This window comes from Paraburkholderia sp. BL27I4N3 (assembly GCF_003386115.1).
GTDB lineage: Bacteria > Pseudomonadota > Gammaproteobacteria > Burkholderiales > Burkholderiaceae > Paraburkholderia.
The window spans coordinates 491,589-508,494 of the sequence record NZ_QREJ01000001.1; the positions used below are offsets into that span (position 1 = coordinate 491,589).

General features: G+C 62.8%; 17 protein-coding genes. 5 read left to right on the plus strand and 12 right to left on the minus strand.

Annotated elements, in window-relative coordinates; genetic code table 11:
- Positions 1–410: 410 nt before the first annotated feature.
- Positions 411–1,304, plus strand: a complete 894-nt coding sequence (locus B0G71_RS02225; protein WP_116139452.1) for a hypothetical protein — start codon at positions 411–413, stop codon at positions 1,302–1,304.
- 69 nt (positions 1,305–1,373) lie between these two features.
- Here B0G71_RS02225 and B0G71_RS02230 read toward each other — a convergent pair whose 3' ends face one another.
- From B0G71_RS02230 to B0G71_RS02240, 3 genes are all read right to left on the minus strand, one after another.
- The gene (locus B0G71_RS02230; protein WP_106313896.1) at positions 1,374–1,937 is read right to left on the minus strand and encodes a YggT family protein; all 564 of its coding nucleotides are present in this window, start codon (positions 1,935–1,937) and stop codon (positions 1,374–1,376) included.
- A gap of 227 nt (positions 1,938–2,164) precedes the next feature.
- Complete coding sequence (locus B0G71_RS02235; RefSeq protein WP_116139454.1) at positions 2,165–2,485, minus strand: EthD family reductase; 321 nt, start codon at positions 2,483–2,485, stop codon at positions 2,165–2,167.
- A gap of 77 nt (positions 2,486–2,562) precedes the next feature.
- Positions 2,563–3,501, minus strand: a complete 939-nt coding sequence (locus tag B0G71_RS02240) for a Rossmann-like and DUF2520 domain-containing protein (protein WP_116139456.1) — start codon at positions 3,499–3,501, stop codon at positions 2,563–2,565.
- A 236-nt stretch (positions 3,502–3,737) separates the two neighbouring features.
- On the opposite strand from B0G71_RS02240, the gene B0G71_RS41700 reads away from it, so the two are divergent.
- The 3 genes from B0G71_RS41700 to B0G71_RS02250 all read left to right on the plus strand — a co-directional run bounded on the left by B0G71_RS41700 (position 3,738) and on the right by B0G71_RS02250 (position 5,788).
- Complete coding sequence (locus tag B0G71_RS41700; RefSeq protein WP_007180743.1) at positions 3,738–3,899, plus strand: hypothetical protein; 162 nt, start codon at positions 3,738–3,740, stop codon at positions 3,897–3,899.
- A gap of 376 nt (positions 3,900–4,275) precedes the next feature.
- Complete coding sequence (locus B0G71_RS02245) at positions 4,276–4,569, plus strand: hypothetical protein (protein ID WP_106283375.1); 294 nt, start codon at positions 4,276–4,278, stop codon at positions 4,567–4,569.
- 253 nt (positions 4,570–4,822) lie between these two features.
- Positions 4,823–5,788 (plus strand): threo-3-hydroxy-L-aspartate ammonia-lyase, encoded by a 966-nt coding sequence (locus B0G71_RS02250; RefSeq protein ID WP_116139458.1) that lies wholly within the window; start codon positions 4,823–4,825, stop codon positions 5,786–5,788.
- A 78-nt stretch (positions 5,789–5,866) separates the two neighbouring features.
- On the opposite strand, the gene B0G71_RS02255 is transcribed toward B0G71_RS02250, so the two are convergent.
- Together B0G71_RS02255 and B0G71_RS02260 are read right to left on the minus strand one after the other, a co-directional pair.
- Positions 5,867–6,544 carry a LysE family translocator gene (locus B0G71_RS02255; protein ID WP_116139460.1) on the minus strand — a complete coding sequence of 226 codons (678 nt, stop codon included), beginning with the start codon at positions 6,542–6,544 and terminating at the stop codon, positions 5,867–5,869.
- A gap of 52 nt (positions 6,545–6,596) precedes the next feature.
- A complete protein-coding gene (locus B0G71_RS02260) occupies positions 6,597–8,165 on the minus strand; it encodes a UbiD family decarboxylase (RefSeq protein WP_116139462.1) in 1,569 nt (522 codons plus the stop codon).
- Between the two features lie 606 nt (positions 8,166–8,771).
- On the opposite strand from B0G71_RS02260, the gene B0G71_RS02265 reads away from it, so the two are divergent.
- Positions 8,772–9,956, plus strand: a complete 1,185-nt coding sequence (locus tag B0G71_RS02265) for a transglycosylase SLT domain-containing protein (RefSeq protein ID WP_116139464.1) — start codon at positions 8,772–8,774, stop codon at positions 9,954–9,956.
- A gap of 112 nt (positions 9,957–10,068) precedes the next feature.
- On the opposite strand, the gene B0G71_RS02270 is transcribed toward B0G71_RS02265, so the two are convergent.
- The 7 genes from B0G71_RS02270 to hemL all read right to left on the minus strand — a co-directional run bounded on the left by B0G71_RS02270 (position 10,069) and on the right by hemL (position 16,894).
- Complete coding sequence (locus tag B0G71_RS02270; RefSeq protein ID WP_106283370.1) at positions 10,069–11,265, minus strand: pyridoxal phosphate-dependent aminotransferase; 1,197 nt, start codon at positions 11,263–11,265, stop codon at positions 10,069–10,071.
- A gap of 150 nt (positions 11,266–11,415) precedes the next feature.
- Positions 11,416–11,850 carry a transcription antitermination factor NusB gene (gene nusB / locus B0G71_RS02275; protein ID WP_106283369.1) on the minus strand — a complete coding sequence of 145 codons (435 nt, stop codon included), beginning with the start codon at positions 11,848–11,850 and terminating at the stop codon, positions 11,416–11,418.
- Positions 11,847–12,353 (minus strand): 6,7-dimethyl-8-ribityllumazine synthase, encoded by a 507-nt coding sequence (gene ribH / locus B0G71_RS02280; protein ID WP_006050161.1) that lies wholly within the window; start codon positions 12,351–12,353, stop codon positions 11,847–11,849. The genes nusB and ribH overlap by 4 nt, the downstream gene beginning before the upstream one ends.
- Positions 12,354–12,402: 49 nt before the next feature.
- On the minus strand, positions 12,403–13,539 hold the full coding sequence (gene ribBA, locus B0G71_RS02285; RefSeq protein WP_116139466.1) for a bifunctional 3,4-dihydroxy-2-butanone-4-phosphate synthase/GTP cyclohydrolase II: 1,137 nt from the start codon (positions 13,537–13,539) through the stop codon (positions 12,403–12,405).
- Positions 13,540–13,740: 201 nt separating this feature from the next.
- Positions 13,741–14,355, minus strand: coding sequence for a riboflavin synthase (locus tag B0G71_RS02290; protein ID WP_106283367.1), 615 nt, complete (start codon positions 14,353–14,355; stop codon positions 13,741–13,743).
- Positions 14,356–14,370: 15 nt separating this feature from the next.
- Positions 14,371–15,540: a bifunctional diaminohydroxyphosphoribosylaminopyrimidine deaminase/5-amino-6-(5-phosphoribosylamino)uracil reductase RibD gene (gene ribD / locus B0G71_RS02295; protein WP_116139468.1), complete on the minus strand. Its 1,170-nt coding sequence runs from the start codon at positions 15,538–15,540 to the stop codon at positions 14,371–14,373.
- Positions 15,541–15,610: 70 nt separating this feature from the next.
- Entirely contained in the window at positions 15,611–16,894 is a 1,284-nt protein-coding gene (hemL, locus tag B0G71_RS02300; protein ID WP_116139470.1) for a glutamate-1-semialdehyde 2,1-aminomutase, read from the minus strand.
- Positions 16,895–16,906 lie beyond the last annotated feature (12 nt).

Here is a 16,906-nt window from a genome sequence, read left to right on the forward strand (position 1 = left end):
GAGGCTCTGCCGTCCGCTACCGCGCACAGCGCGGAACTAGCCGATTAACGCTCCGACTGCCAACCAGATCGCGGAAATCGAATGCAGCTAGAAGCCCATATAAATACAAGGCCAATCAAATAGTTACGCACCGCTTACTTCGATTTTTGATTCGTTATGCATGAAATTTCATCGCTATCGACTGAGTGGTCGCTCAAGACATTCGAATAAATATTAAAGCTTACCGGAATGCCGCCGTTTACTTCTTTAGCGCCCTTTCCAAATGTTACAAGAATTCATTCGATTTGATTCTGTCAAGTGACTTTCTGGAATATTTCAACGAATCGGCGCTGGCGGCAATCATCGAGATCAAAATGACCAACGGTGTGCCATAGCCAATCTGATTGGCTGTGCACTCACCCAAAAACAAAATGGATATGAAAATTAAAGCTAATTTGACGTTATCCCTGCTCGCTTCGCTCGCGCTGGCCGCGTGTGGCGGTGGCGGCGACGGGGGCAATTCGGCGGCAGCGCCTGCGATCGGCAGCGCTTCGGCGCCGGCCGTGGCAAGTGCTCCCGTTCCCGCAAGCGCGCCGGTTCAGGCTTCTTCGCCCGCCCTGAGCGGCGAGCAGCTGCCGAGTCTGACCAGTCCGCAGAGCGGTTCGGCCGCGGCCACGGGCAACGGCGTAGAAGGGGTGTGGACAAGCCAGTCCGGCATCGACAAGACCACGGCGTTCGTCGATCCGCAAGGCAACATCTCTTACCTGAATACGGTAGGCGGCGTCGGCATGTCGGAATTCTTCGGCGTCATCGCGCCCAGCGCGCCGAACTGGACGCTCACCTCGGGTGTGGAATTCATCGGCGGCTTCTATTATCCGACCACCTCCGGCTCGGGCACCTTCGTGAATAAACAGACGTTCACGGGCAGCTACGTCGAGAACGGCACCACGGTGAACCTGTCCTGGAACTACGACGCGGCGAATGCGCTCGCGGTTACCCAGTCGAGCGTCGCGGGCACGTGGGCGCAAACCGGTTCGTCACTGACGATTGCAAACGACGGCACGCTCAGCGGCACATTGAGCGGCTGCCCGGTCTCCGGAACGTTGCTGCTCGCCACGCCGTCGTCCAGCAAGAATCTCTACACGTTGAGCGTGACTGGCACGACCGCGTCCTGCACGTTGAAATCGGGCGCGACGTATTCGGGTAATGCCGCGATTACGTTCCTGCCGATCACGGGCAGCACCCTGTACGTCCGCACGATTCTCTTCATGATCAGGACAGCGGCCAACACCACGGTTGCCTACGGTCAGTTGACGAAGCAATAAGCGACGCATGAAACAAAGCCGCCGCCTTTCTGATGGGCGGCGGCTTCTGAATATTCCCTACCTGCGCGTTCAGATGACGAAATAAGTCAGTTGAACGGCGGCACGGGTGACCACCATCAGCAGCACCTGCACGATCACGAACAGCAGGATCGGCGAAAGGTCGATGCCGCCGAGTTGCGGCACCACGCGGCGCAGCGGATTCAGAAACGGCGCCGTGAGCTGATACAGGATCGGCATGGCCGGCGAACGCGGATTGAGCCATGACAGCAGCGCCATCAGAATCGTCAGCCAGATGATCAGATTCAGCGCCCACTTGATCAGAGTCAGCACCGCGACGATCAACAGCGTCGGCAATAGCGTGAGCGGATCGGCGCCTGTCAGCACCACCATCAGCACGACATACACGATGGCAGCGAGGAGCGCCGCGACAAGGCTCGCCCAATCGATCTTGCGCGTGCTCGGCAAGATATGCCTCAAGGGCAGCACGATCCAGTTGGTGACTTGCAGTACGGCATTCGTGACAGGGTTGTAGGGCGGCATGCGCACGACTTGCAGCCATGCGCGCAGCAACAGCGCCGCGCCGAACAGCGTGAAGACGGTATTGAGCAGAAAACGGGCGATATCGCCAAACATCTCGTGTCCTTATCCTTCGAATGACGGCCGCCGAGCGGCCGCGGGTGCCGGCGCTCTCCAAACGGCGCGCCGGCGGGTTTATTTGAATTTCCCGCGCCTTTCCCGCACTCGGGGCGCGTTACGCGTCGTTTGAAGCGGCCGCGTGGTGCTGCAATGTCACGGTTCGCGGGTCACGATCAACGGCTCACTATATTAAAGGCCGCGATTCGTCCGCGTTCCGCGGGGCATCACACGGAAATCTTGATCTCGCTGAGCAGAATCGCGCCGTTGCCGCCGTCCGTGTAGTTGGGAATGTCGGCCATCAATTGCTCGGAAGCCGGTTTGAAGACTTTGTAGAAGTCGTCCGCGCTGTCGAACAGGAAATGGCCCGCTGCGACGTACGGTGGCGGCGTTCCCGGTGGCCCTGCGTTGATGCCGACGTCGACCGACCAGCCCTTCAGCGACGGCCCGAACAGCTTCGCCGCGAGCGGCATATGCGTGACGCAGTAGTAGTCCACGTCGAAGTGGCCGTTTTCCCGATACGGATAGAGGATGCTGACCTTGATCATTGTGCGTTCTCGTCTGTTGGTCCCGATGCGCGGCGCTGGCGGATTGCGCGCGGCGCCGGACGTCACATTATCACGGCTTACTTGACGCTTGCACCTGCTGCGGCCTGATTCAGCGACCGGTTGAGCGATTCTTCCACCACCTCGGCGATGGCGTCGATCGCGGCGGGCGGCGTGGCGCGGCGTTCGGCCAGGCCGACGGCGCGCCGCGACATCAGCCCGTACAGCGCGGCGTGGTCGCCGCCGAGGCCTTCCAGCAGCGCCAGTTGTTTCTGAACCACGCCGGTGTCGCCGCGCGAGACCGGGCCCGCGAGCGCGTTGGGCAAACCCCGGTCGCGGGCGGTTTCAATGGTGCCGGAAAGCATGGGCAGCAGCGCGCGCAGCGCATCGTCTTCGGCAAAGCCGAGCGTGCGCCACAGCGCGACGCATTCCGCCAGGCTGCACAGCGCGAAGCTGGCGGCGTAGTGCGCGGCGGCGTGATAGAGCATGCGACCGCCCGCCGGAATCGACAGCGGATGGCAGCGCAGCGCGACGGCTAGCGCTGTCAGCGTGTCTCTCAGTGCGCCGTCGGCTTCGATCGTCACCGAACAACCGGCGATGCGCTCCAGATCGGCGAGTTCGCCGCTAAAGAGGTACAGTGGGTGAAAACCGCCGATCGAGGCGCCCTGGTCGCGTGCCGGGGCGAGCAATTCGACCGGCGAAGCCCCGCTGCAGTGCACGAGCGCCTTGCCGTGCGCGCCGGCGGCGGTGTCGGGAGTGAACCGGAGTGTGTGCGCTGACGTACCGATGCTGTCATCGGGAACAGCTAAAAAGACGATATCGGCGGCGTCGACAACCTGTTGTGGGTTCTCGAATGCCGCGCAATGCTCGATTTGACTGGCAAGCCGGCCGGCGGAAGTTGCCGAGCGACTGGCTACCGCGTTGACCGGATAACCGGAGCGTGAAAAGCTCAGCGCGAGACAGCGTGCGAGCCGGCCCGCACCGATAAAGCCGAGGCGCGGCAGAGAGGACTGGGACATGGGTGCCTGCTCCAGACGAGACGTTGGGAAAGCAGAAGTATCGCGCATCCGCCAGGCTCGCGGCGCGGCTGGGCACGGGCTTTCGCTCGATCAGTGCGCCTGCGATATGACGCCCCCGGCCGGCCATCCGGCTGCTGGCGCCCGCGGGTTTAAAAACTGCTCATAATTCTTCAGAGCCGGTTTGGCAGTTGCTGTTCTGGGTATTTCGTCTCGCAGTCAGATTCGGGAGGTTCACGATGAATATTTTTTCTTACCGAAAGCACTTGCGGTTCCTGACGCACGCGCAGCGCCGTCGTTGGTGGGATCAGAAAAAGCGCCTGACGCCGCGAGTGCGGATCAGCGGCGCCTATGTCCCGCCCAGCGTGTCTCGCGAGTTCGCGTATGTGAAGGTCGGTTGACATAGCGACCCTTGCAGGTAAGGAATGTGCCCGGCCTCATCAGTCGGGCATTTTTCATTCTGGGTTGCAATTGGACGCCGTCAGGATCGAAGCTAATTTGTAATCAAAGATTACTGTGAAGCAAATGCCGCAAGCCGAAAAGCGGGCATGGCGACCGATTCCGGTGTCTCCGAAAACGGGTAATCGCCGAGTTTTCAGCGCATTACGAAGGCGATTGACCTCTTTCGGCGTCCGCTGGAGTTGCGCGCTTTTGTCGCCGATTGCAATTTGCAACAAATGCGAACAGATGGGTGCGGTCTTTTTCGATACATTGATTTCATAGCATGCAGGGCATGCGAAGTCGGCGACCCTGGTGGGCCGCGCTAGGAGAATAAAAGTGAAAAAGATCGTTCCGTTTGTCGTTGCCGCAGCACTCGGATTGGGGCTTGCCGGTGCCGCTCAGGCACACGTTTCCGTCGGTATCGGTATTGGAGTTCCGATTGCGCCGGCTTACCCGGTTTATGCCGCGCCGCCGCCGGTTTACTACGCACCGCAGCCGGTTTATGCACCGCCGGTCGTTTATGCACCGCCGCCAGTCGTCGTAGGTGGGTATTACGGTGGCTATGGGCGTCCTTACTATCATCACGGCTATTACCGCGGTTACTACGGTCACGGCTACTATCGCCGCTAAATGTAGTGGATCGATTTTGATTGACGGCGTAACGCCGGCTTGATCGCCGGGTTACGCCGTTTGTATTTTTGTTGGCGGCTTTTCATGCAGTCAATGGCGGGCTTATTGTCCGAATGACGGTTTGAATTCGCTCCAGCCGGTCAGGGCTACGAGTTGCCAGAGACATTCTCACGCTCACTTCACGCCTGACGTTCCAAAGCTTGGTCGAAGCTGGGAGAATGGTGTTTCGCCACCGCTCTGGAGAGTTTCGCCGATGCAAGCGCTTCCCGCTCCCACTTTCGACGACGTACTCGACGCCGCAGCGCGTCTTGAGGGCGTCGCCCACCGTACTCCCGTTCTGACCTCTAGCACTTTCAATGAGCGCACCGGGGCGTCGGTGTTCTTCAAGTGCGAGAATTTTCAACGCATGGGCGCCTTCAAATTTCGCGGCGCCTTCAACGCGATCTCGCATTTCGACGCGGAGCAGCGCAAAGCCGGCGTGCTGACCTATTCGTCGGGCAACCATGCTCAGGCGATTGCCTTGTCGGCGCGCCTTGCCGGCATCCACGCCACGATCGTCATGCCGCAGGATGCACCCGCAGCGAAAGTCGCGGCAACCAAGGGCTACGGCGGGGAAGTAATCACCTACGACCGCTACACGGAAAATCGCGAAGAAATCGGCCGGCGGCTCGCCGAAGAGCGCGGCATGACGCTGATTCCGCCTTACGATCATCCGCATGTGATCGCCGGGCAGGGCACGGCGGTGAAGGAGTTGATCGAGGAAACCGGGCCGCTCGACATGCTGTTCGTGTGCCTCGGCGGCGGCGGATTGATCAGCGGCAGTGCGTTGTCCGCAGCGGCACTGAGCCCGGCGTGCACGGTGATCGGCATTGAACCGGAAGCTGGCAACGACGGCCAGCAATCGCTGGCGCGCGGCGAGATCGTGCATATCGACACGCCGCGCACGATTGCCGACGGCGCTGCTTCCACGCATCTGGGCGACTACACGTTTGCCATCATCCAGAGACTGGTCGCGCGGATCGAAACGGTCAGCGACGCGCAGTTGATCGAGACGATGCGCTTTTTCGCGCAGCGCATGAAGATCGTGGTCGAGCCGACGGGCTGTCTCGCCGCGGCCGCGGTGCTCAACGGCATCGTGCCGGTGAAGGGAAAGCGTGTCGGCGTGGTGGTGAGCGGCGGCAACGTCGACCTGGAAAAGCTTGCGCAGTATCTTGCCTGATACATTGCGTGGGCAGGCGCTATTGCGCTCGCCCGGTGCTCAATCGAAAACGGCTCGCCAACGCGGGCCGTTTTCATATCAGCTCGCCACGTGCGCGGTTTGCACGATCAGATCACGATACCCGTTGACGATCACGCTGTACGAGAAGTAGGCAAACAGCAGCGCAGACAGCACGTGACAGGCGCGCAGCAAGCCGGTGCCGGCGCGTTTGCGCCCGTGGCTGCCGAGTCCGCAGATAAAGATCGTCCAGCACAGACCGCCCAGAAAGAATCCGCCGAGAAAGACCGGCGCGGTCGTCACGCTCGCGGCGCCGGCTTTCGCGATCAGCGCGCCGCCGACCGCGGCGAACCACAAAATCGCAGACGGCGACGACACCGCCAGCACGACGCCGCGCAGGAAACCGCGCCACGCGGACAGATGCGGCGCATTCGCGTCCGCCTCGCCGGCCACCGCCGGCGCCCTCGCCGGGAACATCGCTTCACGCGCCATCTTCCACGTCAGGAAGAGCAGGATCGCCGCGCCGCCGATCCACACCACCCAGCGCACGGATTGGAACTGCAGCAAGGCGGCCATGCCCGCGAGCGCGAGCGCCGCATAAATCAGATCGCCGATGCACGAACCGAGGCCGAGCCAGAAGGCCGGTTTGAAGCCATGCGAGAGCGTCAGAGAAATCATGGCGACGTTCACAAGACCGATATCCAGACACAGCGACAGCGACAGAAAAAACCCATCCGACATCATTGAAAAAGCATGCATCTGCGCGACGGCTCCGTTAGCTTTGTTATTCAGTCTTGTCGTACGGCTTGCCTCAGAGGCCCAACTCGTTCCACAAGGAGTCGATGCGCTGTTTGATCGCGTCGTCCATCACGATGGGGCGGCCCCATTCCCGATCGGTTTCCCCGGGCCACTTGTTGGTCGCGTCGAGGCCCATCTTCGATCCGAGTCCGGCCACCGGCGAGGCGAAATCCAGATAGTCGATCGGCGTGCGGTCCACCAGCACCGTATCGCGCGCCGGATCGATACGCGTGGTGATCGCCCAGATCACTTCCTTCCAGTCGCGGATATTCACGTCCTCGTCGACCACGACGATGAACTTGGTATACATGAACTGCCGCAGGAAGCTCCACACGCCGAACATCACGCGTTTGGCATGGCCGGGGTAGCTCTTCTTCATCTGCACGATGGCCATGCGGTAGCTGCAGCCTTCGGGCGGCAGATAGAAGTCGGTGATCTCGCTGAACTGCTTTTGCAACAGCGGCACGAACACCTCGTTGAGCGCGACGCCGAGCACGGCGGGTTCGTCGGGTGGTTTGCCGGTGTACGTGGAGTGATAGATCGCATCGCGCCGCATGGTGATGCGCTCGACCGTGAAGACAGGGAACCACTCCTGCTCGTTGTAGTAGCCGGTGTGGTCGCCGTACGGGCCTTCCAGCGCATGTTCATAGCCCGCCGACGCGCCCTTGACCGGACGCGGCGGTGCGCCTGCGGGAGCGGACGAAGGCGCGCCTTCCTGCGGATAGATGAAGCCTTCGAGCACGATCTCGGCGCGCGCGGGCACCTGCAAGCCGTCGACGCCCGGCGTGATGCACTTCGCCAGTTCCGTGCGGCCGCCGCGCAACAAGCCGGCGAACTGGTATTCGGACAACGTGTCGGGCACCGGCGTGACCGCGCCGAGGATCGTGGCTGGATCGGCGCCCAGCACGACTGCCACCGGATACGGCTTGCCCGGGTTCTGCAGGGCGAACTCGCGGAAATCGAGCGCGCCGCCGCGATGCGCGAGCCATCGCATGATCAATTTGTTACGTCCGATCAATTGCTGGCGATATATGCCTAAATTTTGTCGGCTCTTATTTGGGCCCTTTGTGACGGTCAGGCCCCATGTAATCAACGGGCCGGCGTCGCCGGGCCAGCAGGTTTGAATCGGCAGCTTCCCGAGGTCCACGTCGTTGCCTTCCCAGACGATTTCCTGGCAGGGCGGCGCGCTCACCGTCTTGGGCGCCATGTCCCACACCGCCTTTGCGAGGGAGAACAGCTTGCCGGCGTCCTTGAGTCCCTTCGGCGGCTCCGGTTCCTTCAATGCGGAGAGCAGTCGGCCCACGTCGCGCAGCGACTCGAGCGCGGCGCCGTCGCCTTCGCCGGCTTGCGCGTCCACTCCCATGCCGAGCGCGACCCGCCGAGGTGTGCCGAACAGGTTGCCGAGCACCGGGAACGCATGCTGTGTCTTGCTCTCGAACAACAAAGCGGGGCCGCCGGCGCGCAGCACGCGGTCGCACAACTCGGTCATTTCCAGGACAGGCGAGACGCTTTGTGAGATGCGGCGCAGTTCGCCGATGGTCTCGAGACGGTCGACGAAATCGCGCAGGTCTTTGTATTTCATCTGGTGCGGTTCAGTGCCGCGCAAGCGGCGAAGAAGGGAGGCGCAGCACGGTTTAACGGCGCCAGAACGATTGTCGATTTTACCTGTGTTGACGAGCGCACGTAGCTCGGCCAAATGACCTAGGCGAGACGGGGGAGCCGAAACAGGTCAAAAGGCGCGCGCCGCGCGGTTTTGGGCTGTCTGAACAGGGTTCGTTATTACAATTAGTTATACATTTGCCTATCTATAGTGTTGACGATCTATAAAACCCTGCATAAAATCCGTCCACATTGGTTGCAGGGCGTGAACCTTTTTACCACTGCCCCCGGTCCCATCAGACGCAACGCGTCACCGCTTACCGATTCCTGCACGGTATTAGACGGTCTTATTGATGTCCTCGCCAGCGTTAACTGACGCTGGTTTTTCGCGTGGGAGCCACCGCCCGCATGCTTTTTTGACATGCCGCGGTCCTTTTCCAGGATGGCTCCCCACAAACGGTATTTACCGTTTTCCCGACGTCGCTGCTGCCCTAACCAGACAGAGCGCGCGATGTCTTGATTCTGCGAACGTGCTTCACCGCCTGTACATATGGCGGGGTTCGCGGATCATGCAACATGGGAGATCTGAATGAACGCCTGGTTATCGTGGCGTCCCGATGAGCGTATCGCACAAGTTGTGCGCGGTGTGGTGCGCTGCGGGACGCGAATGAGTCATCACCTGTTCAGCATCGTCGGCGGTATCGCGGTGGTGCTGACAGTCGCACTGTGGCTGATGCCGGCCCTGCGCGGCACGCTAGCCGCCAAGGCAATGCCGGTCATCTCCGCCGCTGTGCAAGCCGGTCCCGCCCGTCTGCTGCAGGGCAACCCGCTGCCGGCTTTCGGACCGCCCGCGCGCGCGTCCTCCGACGACTCGCTGACCGCCAGCTCGAACGGCCCCGATGCCGTGAGCGTCACGAACAACGGCAACACTGTCACTGCGAGCAACAGCAGCTTTGACAACGCATTCGACGCCGCCGGGTCCACCGGCATGGGTGTCGCGGCGCTGAACGGCCTCGATCCGCGCACCATGCAGAGCGTTACCGCGCTGGCAAGCTTGATCCCGTCGCAACGTGTATCCGCCGACGCGCGCGACGACCGCGTCCTGATCTCGACCCGCGAGCAGGACCTGGTTGCGTCCTTTCTTGCACGGCGCTATCGCGTTGCTCAGGAGCCCGTTAGCGAGCTCGTGAAGGCGGCGTTCGACACCGGCCGCGAAGTCGGTCTCGATCCGCTGCTGCTGCTTTCGGTGATGGCAATCGAGTCGGGCTTCAACCCGTACGCCGAGAGCGGCGTCGGCGCACAAGGCCTGATGCAGGTGATGTCCAAGGTGCACTCGGACAAATTCCAGTATTTCGGCGGTCAGAGCGCGGCGCTCGAACCGGTCGCGAACATCAAGGTGGGCGCGCTGGTGCTTAAGGATTGCATCGCACGTGGCGGCTCGCTGCCGGGCGGCTTGCGTCTGTACGTCGGCTCGACTTCGCCGGACGACGGCGGCTACGGTGCCAAGGTCATGGCCGAGCGTGCCCGTCTGCGGGACGTGGCGCGCGGCCGCAAGGTGCCGATCAACGCACCGCAGGCGCCGGTTTTGACGGCGTCGACCAACACGGCTACGGCCGCGTCGGCCAGCAATGGCAAGCGCGTGCAGGTGACGCTCGAGGGCAGTCATCCGTTGAGCGCGGCGACACCGGTGAAGGCGCCGGTTTCCTCCGAGCAGGATGACGCGAGCGCCAACGCGACGAAGCACGTGGCATCGGCATCGGAGTTGGGCGCTTGAGGTTGGCAGCTTAGAACGGGCGACTCCGTGCAGGACTTGCAACAAAAAAAGACACGCATCTGGCGTGTCCTTTTTTTTCGTCAGGCGATTGAGAGAGTGAGAGTCGCTCTGCTTAACCCTTGCCGAAGAATTTCGCCAGTCGGTCGACGGCCTCTTCCAGTTTCGGATAGGCAGTGGCGTACGACAGCCGGATGTACTCCTTCGGCGCGTGCGTACCGAAATCCATGCCGGGCACCAGCACCACGCCCGCATCGTGCAGCATGGCCTTGGTGAGCGCCGCGCTGTCGCCGGCCGCGGCGTGCGCGACCGTGCGGCAATCCGCGTACACGTAGAAAGCGCCGTCGGGCATCACCGGCACGGAAAAGCCGAGCGATTCCAGCGCCGGCGCGATGAAGTCGCGGCGACGCTTGAATTCCTGGCGCCGCGCTTCGTAAATCGCGATCGTTTCCGGCTCGAAGCAGGCGAGCGCCGCGTGCTGGGCGAGCGCGGAAGCGCAGATGAACAGGTTTTGCGCGAGTTTTTCAAACGCGCCGACCATGCCGGGCGGCACCACCAGCCAGCCCAGACGCCAACCCGTCATGTTGAAGTACTTCGAAAAGCTGTTGACGGTGATCACGTCGTCGCCGAACGAGAGCGCCGACACGGGCTTTGCGTCGTAGCTCAGCCCCTGATAGATCTCGTCGACGATGGTAAAGCCGCCACGCGCGCGCACGGCCTTGACGATGCGCTCCAGCTCAGCCGGTTCGATCGACGTGCCGGTCGGGTTCGACGGCGACGCCAGCAGCACGCCACGGGTGTGCTCGTTCCAGAGACGCTCGACGTCGGCGGCGGTGAGTTGGAAACGTTCGGCCGGGCCGCTAGGCACCATCACCGGCTTGCCTTCGGCGGCGATCACGAAATGGCGGTTGCACGGATAGCACGGGTCGGGCATGAGCACTTCGTCGTCGCGATCGACCAGCGCCGCGCAAGCCAGCAGCAACGCGGCCGATGCGCCGGCGGTAACGACGATCCGCGCCGGATCCACATTAACGCCGTAGAAGTCGGCGTAATGCGCCGAGATCGCTTCGCGCAGCGCGTGCAGGCCAAGCGCGCTGGTGTATTGCGTGACGCCACGGCGCAGTGCGCTCGCGGCCGCCTCGATAACCGGCTCGGGCGCGGTGAAATCGGGTTCGCCGATTCCCATATGAATGATGTCGCGGCCGTCGCGCTCAAGCAGCGCGGCCTCCTTGGCCAGTTCCATCACATAGAAAGGCTGGATGGCGTCCACACGTGCAGCAAGCCGCACCAAGGGTTCGGTCACGGAGTTCATACGATCAAATCCAGTTCAGAAGCAAAAGCGGGACGACGTTCGGCGCGAGTGCTTGCGCGCGAAACGGCGTCCTTGCGAACGGTTCGGTTACGCCAGCTCGTTCAGCGTAGCGCACGCCAACGACCCTGTCGCCGGCCATGCGCCTTGCGTTCAACGCTTGCGAGCCGCCTGCGTCTCATCCACGCGCAGTTGCGCCGACAGCTTGTCCAGCACGCCGTTCACGTACTTGTAGCCATCCGCGCCGCCGAACGTTTTGGCGAGTTCGACCGCTTCGTTGATGACCACGCGATAAGGAATATCGATGTGGTTCTTCAGTTCAAACGCGGCCACCAGCAGCACGGCGCGTTCGACCGGCGAGAGCTGCTCGATCGGACGGTCCAGACACGGAGCGATTGCCGCGGACAGTGTTTCCGAATCGCGGATCACGCCGTGCAGAATGGCGTCCAGATGTTCGTGGTCGGCCTTGTCGAAGCCTTGCGCGCCGCGCAGCTGCGCGTCGATTTCACCGCCGGGCGAACCCGACAGCAGCCACTGGTAAAGCCCCTGCGTGGCCAGTTCGCGGGAGCGTCGGCGTGCGCTCTTCATGCCTCTTCCTCTTCTTCGTCTTCTTCCTCGTCGTCGCCGCCGAGTTGTTCGAGCGCGACGGCAAGGTTCGCCATTTCGACGGCCACGCGCGCTGCGTCACGACCCTTCTCGGTCATGCGCGCAACGGCTTGTTCGTCGTTTTCGGTGGTCAGTACCGCGTTCGCGACCGGAATGCCGAAGTCGAGGCCGATACGCGTGATGCCCGCGCCGCTTTCGTTCGATACCAGTTCGAAGTGGTACGTTTCGCCGCGAATCACCGCGCCGAGCGCGATCAGGGCGTCGAATTGCGCGCTTTCGGCGAGCTTTTGTAACGCCAGCGGGATTTCCAGCGCACCCGGCACGGTGACGAGCAGCACATCTTCGCCGGTCACGCCGAGGCGTTCGAGTTCTTCGATGCAGGAGTCTGCGAGGCCATTGCAAACGGGCTCGTTAAAGCGCGCCTGCACGATGCCGATACGCAGTCCGTCGCCGTCGAGATTCGGTTGGTATTGTCCGATTTCCATGTGAATTCCGTAGTGTTTTGAGTGGGCGCGAAGCGCGTGAATGGTCGGATCAGCCTTGTTGCGGAGCTTGTGCCTTGCCGCCCGGCATCGGCACGAAGCCCGTGACTTCGAGACCGTAGCCCGACATGCTGCCCAGCTTGCGCGGGTTCGACAGCACCTGCATCTTGCCGACACCGAGCTCACGCAGAATCTGCGCGCCGATGCCGTACGTCTTGAAGTCGACCGGGCGGCGTTTCAGTGCGTCGGCTCTTTCCTTCGAGTCGAACGCCTTGAAGACGTCGATCAGATGGTCTTTGGAGTCACCGCAGTTCAGCAGCACGATCACGCCGCAATCGCGTGCGGCGATTTCTTTCATGGCCGCGTCCAGCGTCCATGAATGGGTGGATTCGCCGACTTCGAGCAGGTCCAGCACCGACAGCGGCTCATGCACGCGCACCAGCGTGTCCTGATCCGTGCACGGCGTACCGCGCACCAGCGCGATATGCGGCTGACCGCTCGGCTGGTCGAGATACATGACCGCGCGGAATGCGCCGTGCGCGGTCTGCATGGTGCGTTCGCAAATCCGCTCGACGATCGACTCGGTGCGGCTGCGATAGTGGATCAGATCCGCGATCGTGCCGATTTTCAGACCGTGTTCGCTGGCGAATTCCATCAAGTCCGGCAGGCGCGCCATCGTGCCGTCGTCCTTGATGACTTCGCAGATCACCGCGGCCGGCGTGAGCCCGGCCAGCTGGGTGAAGTCGCAGCCCGCTTCGGTATGGCCGGCGCGCACCAGTACGCCGCCGGGCTGCGCCATGATCGGGAACACATGGCCCGGCTGCACGATGTGCTCTGCCTTGGCGTCCGGCGCGACCGCGGCGGCGATCGTGCGGGCGCGGTCCGCCGCCGAGATGCCGGTGGTGACGCCTTCGGCCGCTTCGATGCTGACCGTGAACGCGGTGCCGTACTGAGTGCCGTTGCGGTAGGTCATGAGCGGCAGGTTCAGCAGCTTGCAGCGTTCCTGCGTGAGCGTCAGACAAATCAGGCCGCGGCCGTAGCGGGCCATGAAGTTGATCGCTTCCGGCGTGACGAATTCGGCGGCGATCACGAGGTCGCCCTCGTTTTCGCGGTCTTCTTCGTCGACGAGGATCACCATCCGGCCTGCTTTCAGTTCGGCGATGATCTCTAGAGTGGAGGCGAGCGTCATGTTGGCGAGAGTTTCGAAGAAAGCGCGTATTTTACGCCACGCACGGGCCCAAGTCGCCTCCGCCGAACGGCATAGGCCATTTGGCCGACTGGCGATGAGCCATCCGTCGTTGCTATGCTCGTTGAAAACGATGGCCGCATGAACCGGCTGCTGGCGGTGAGGCGCCGCCAGCAGCCCATGCGTAGCCGGGCTTGCGGCCTGTTACTTCGGCGCGTTGAGCATCCGCTCGACGTAGCGCGCGATCAGATCGATCTCCAGATTCACCTGCGTGCCTTCACGCAGACGCTTGAGCGCCGTCACTTCGACCGTATGCGGAATCAGGTTGATCGAGAATTCGCAGCCATCGTCGCGATCTTTAACCGAGTTGACGGTCAAGCTCACGCCGTTGACGGTGATAGAGCCCTTGTACGCCAGGTAGCGGCCGATCTCGCGCGGCGCCAGCACGCGCAGTTCGTGCGATTCGCCGACTGGCGCGAAGTGCGTCACCGTGCCGAGGCCGTCCACATGGCCGGAGACGATATGGCCGCCGAGCCGGTCGTGCGCGCGCAGCGCTTTCTCGAGATTGACTTCGCCGGTCTCGCCGAGGCCCGCCGTGCAGTTCAGGCTTTCGCGCGAGACGTCGACTTCGAACGAGTGGGCGGTTTTCGCGACCACGGTCATGCAGGCGCCCTGAATGGTGATGCTGTCGCCGAGCTGCACGTCGCCGAGATCGAGACCGCCGGCTTCGACGTTCAGGCGCACGCCCGCGTCGCCGTCCGTGCCGAGCGGCTTGACTGATTCAATGCGGCCCACGGCCGCGACGATTCCTGTGAACATCGTACTAATCCTCGATCATTTCGAAACGGGTGGGGGCGCGGGATCGCTGCCGGGTCCGGGCGTGGCCTCGGGGGCAGGTTGAGGCATGAAGCGGGCGAGAATTCGCACATCTTCGCCGATCCGGTCGACCGCGTGGAAGTTCAGTTTGACGCGGCCCTCGAGCGTGTCGGGCGCGCTCAGATTGAACATGCTCATCGAATCCATGCCGAGCAGGCTCGGCGCGAGATACACGAGCAGTTCGTCGACGCAGCCTTCGCGCAGCAGCGAGCCGTTCAGCTTGTAGCCCGCCTCGACATGCAATTCGTTGACGTTGCGCTCGCCCAGCACTTTCAGCACCGCGGGCAGATCGACCTTGCCCGCCGGGTTCGCCAGCTGGAAGATCTCCGCGCCGCGATCGCGCAATGCGTTGGCGCGATCGGTATGTCGCCCATCCAGATTGCCGCAGAAGATCAGCGTGGGTGCGCCGGCCAGAATTAGCGCCTCCGGCGGCACGTCGAGCTGGCTGTCGATCAGTACGCGTTGCGGCTGGCGCGGCGTGTCGACGGCGCGCACCGTCATGCGCGGATTGTCTTCCCTGACCGTGCCGATGCCCGTCAAAATCGCCGACGCGCGAGCGCGCCAGGCGTGGCCGTCGGCGCGTGCCGCTTCACCGGTGATCCATTGGCTGACGCCGGAAGGCAAGCCGGTGCGGCCATCCAGCGAGGCTGCCACTTTCATGCGGACCCACGGGCGGCCGCGCGTCATACGCGAGACGAAGCCGATATTGAGTTCGTGCGCTTCGAGGGCAAGCAGTCCGCAGCGCACTTCGATACCGGCGTCGCGCAACATGGCGAGACCGCGTCCGGATACTTGCGGATTGGGATCTTCCATCGCCGCGACTACGCGCGCGACCTGAGCTTCGATCAACGCATTCGCGCACGGCGGCGTGCGGCCGAAGTGGCTGCATGGCTCCAGCGTCACGTAGGCCGTGGCGCCGCGCAAGTCGTGACCGCGCGAGCGCGCGTCTTTCAGCGCGCGGATTTCGGCATGATCCTGACCGGCCGGTTGCGTGAAGCCTTCGCCGATCACCTCGCCATTCTTGACGAGCACGCAGCCGACGCGCGGATTCGGGTCGGTGCTGTACATGCCGCGCTTGGCCAACGCGAGTGCGCGTTCCATATGGACGAAATCGGTTTGCGAAAACATCGGGGTCCGGTCGGTACGGTGGCTAGGCTGTAATGGGTTTCGGTTTTAGCAGTGTGTTGTCTCGCCCGCTTCAGGCCGCGAGCGAAGCGAATGCGCCACGCGCGGCGTCGATCGTGGCGTCGACGATCGCGTCGTCGTGAACGATCGACACAAAGCCTGCTTCATACGCCGATGGCGCGAAATACACGCCTGCGTCGAGCATCTTGTGGAAGAACGCGTTGAAACGCGGCACGTCGCTCTGCGTGACTTCGGCGAAGCTGGTCGGGATCGAGTCCGTGAAGTAGAGGCCGAACATGCCGCCGAGAGAATCGGCCGCGAACGGCACCTTGGCTTCCCGCGCCACGTTGGCAAGACCCTGCGCGAGGCGCATGGTGCGCGCCGCTAGCGTCTCGTAGAAGCCCGGCGCCTGGATCAGTTGTAGCGTTTTCAGGCCGGCCGCGACCGCGATCGGGTTACCCGACAGCGTGCCCGCCTGATAGACGCCGCCAAGCGGCGCAAGGTGAGCCATGATGTCGCGCCGGCCGCCGAACGCCGCTGCCGGCATGCCGCCGCCGATCACCTTGCCGAGACACGTGAGATCCGGCGTGAGGCCGTAGACCTCTTGCGCGCCACCCAGGGCGACGCGAAAGCCGCACATCACTTCGTCGAAAATCAGCACCGAGCCGTACTCGGTGCACAGGCGCCGCAAGGCTTGCAGGAATTCGGGCGTGGCGCGCACCAGGTTCATGTTGCCGGCCACCGGTTCGACGATCACCGAGGCGATCTCGTTGCCGAACGCCTTGAACGCTTCTTCGAGTTCAGCGACGTTGTTGTACTCGAGCACGGTGGTGTGCTTGGCGATATCCGCCGGCACGCCTGCCGAAGTCGGATTGCCGAAGGTCAGCAGGCCCGAGCCGGCCTTGACCAGCAGACTGTCCGCGTGGCCGTGATAGCAGCCTTCGAACTTGACGATACGGCTGCGGTTCGTGAAACCGCGCGCGAGACGCAGCGCACTCATGGTGGCCTCGGTGCCGCTCGACACCATGCGGACCTGTTCGATGGAGGGCACCAGCTTGCAGATTTCTTCGGCGATTTCCACTTCCGATTCAGTCGGTGCGCCGAACGAGAAGCCGTTGCCCAGCACGCGCTGCACGGCTTCGAGAACTTCCGGATGGACGTGGCCGAGGATCATCGGGCCCCATGAGCCGATGTAGTCGATATAACGCTGACCGTCCGCATCCCAGAAGTAGGGGCCCTGTGCGCGTTCGATGAAGCGTGGCGTGCCGCCGACCGAGCGGAAGGCTCGCACTGGCGAGTTCACGCCGCCGGGAATGGTGCGTTGCGCGCGTTCAAAAAGGGTTTCGTTTCTGGACATGGCGATGACTGG

Excerpts from the sequence above, each read along its gene's own strand:
- B0G71_RS02225 (WP_116139452.1), top strand. The coding sequence starts at position 411 with ATGGATATGAAAATTAAAGCTAATTTGACGTTATCCCTGCTCGCTTCG.
- B0G71_RS02230 (WP_106313896.1), bottom strand. The coding sequence starts at position 1,937 with ATGTTTGGCGATATCGCCCGTTTTCTGCTCAATACCGTCTTCACGCTG.
- B0G71_RS02235 (WP_116139454.1), bottom strand. The coding sequence starts at position 2,485 with ATGATCAAGGTCAGCATCCTCTATCCGTATCGGGAAAACGGCCACTTC.
- B0G71_RS02240 (WP_116139456.1), bottom strand. The coding sequence starts at position 3,501 with ATGTCCCAGTCCTCTCTGCCGCGCCTCGGCTTTATCGGTGCGGGCCGG.
- B0G71_RS41700 (WP_007180743.1), top strand. The coding sequence starts at position 3,738 with ATGAATATTTTTTCTTACCGAAAGCACTTGCGGTTCCTGACGCACGCG.
- B0G71_RS02250 (WP_116139458.1), top strand. The coding sequence starts at position 4,823 with ATGCAAGCGCTTCCCGCTCCCACTTTCGACGACGTACTCGACGCCGCA.
- B0G71_RS02255 (WP_116139460.1), bottom strand. The coding sequence starts at position 6,544 with ATGCATGCTTTTTCAATGATGTCGGATGGGTTTTTTCTGTCGCTGTCG.
- B0G71_RS02260 (WP_116139462.1), bottom strand. The coding sequence starts at position 8,165 with ATGAAATACAAAGACCTGCGCGATTTCGTCGACCGTCTCGAGACCATC.
- B0G71_RS02265 (WP_116139464.1), top strand. The coding sequence starts at position 8,772 with ATGAACGCCTGGTTATCGTGGCGTCCCGATGAGCGTATCGCACAAGTT.
- B0G71_RS02270 (WP_106283370.1), bottom strand. The coding sequence starts at position 11,265 with ATGAACTCCGTGACCGAACCCTTGGTGCGGCTTGCTGCACGTGTGGAC.
- nusB (WP_106283369.1), bottom strand. The coding sequence starts at position 11,850 with ATGAAGAGCGCACGCCGACGCTCCCGCGAACTGGCCACGCAGGGGCTT.
- ribH (WP_006050161.1), bottom strand. The coding sequence starts at position 12,353 with ATGGAAATCGGACAATACCAACCGAATCTCGACGGCGACGGACTGCGT.
- ribBA (WP_116139466.1), bottom strand. The coding sequence starts at position 13,539 with ATGACGCTCGCCTCCACTCTAGAGATCATCGCCGAACTGAAAGCAGGC.
- B0G71_RS02290 (WP_106283367.1), bottom strand. The coding sequence starts at position 14,355 with ATGTTCACAGGAATCGTCGCGGCCGTGGGCCGCATTGAATCAGTCAAG.
- ribD (WP_116139468.1), bottom strand. The coding sequence starts at position 15,540 with ATGTTTTCGCAAACCGATTTCGTCCATATGGAACGCGCACTCGCGTTG.
- hemL (WP_116139470.1), bottom strand. The coding sequence starts at position 16,894 with ATGTCCAGAAACGAAACCCTTTTTGAACGCGCGCAACGCACCATTCCC.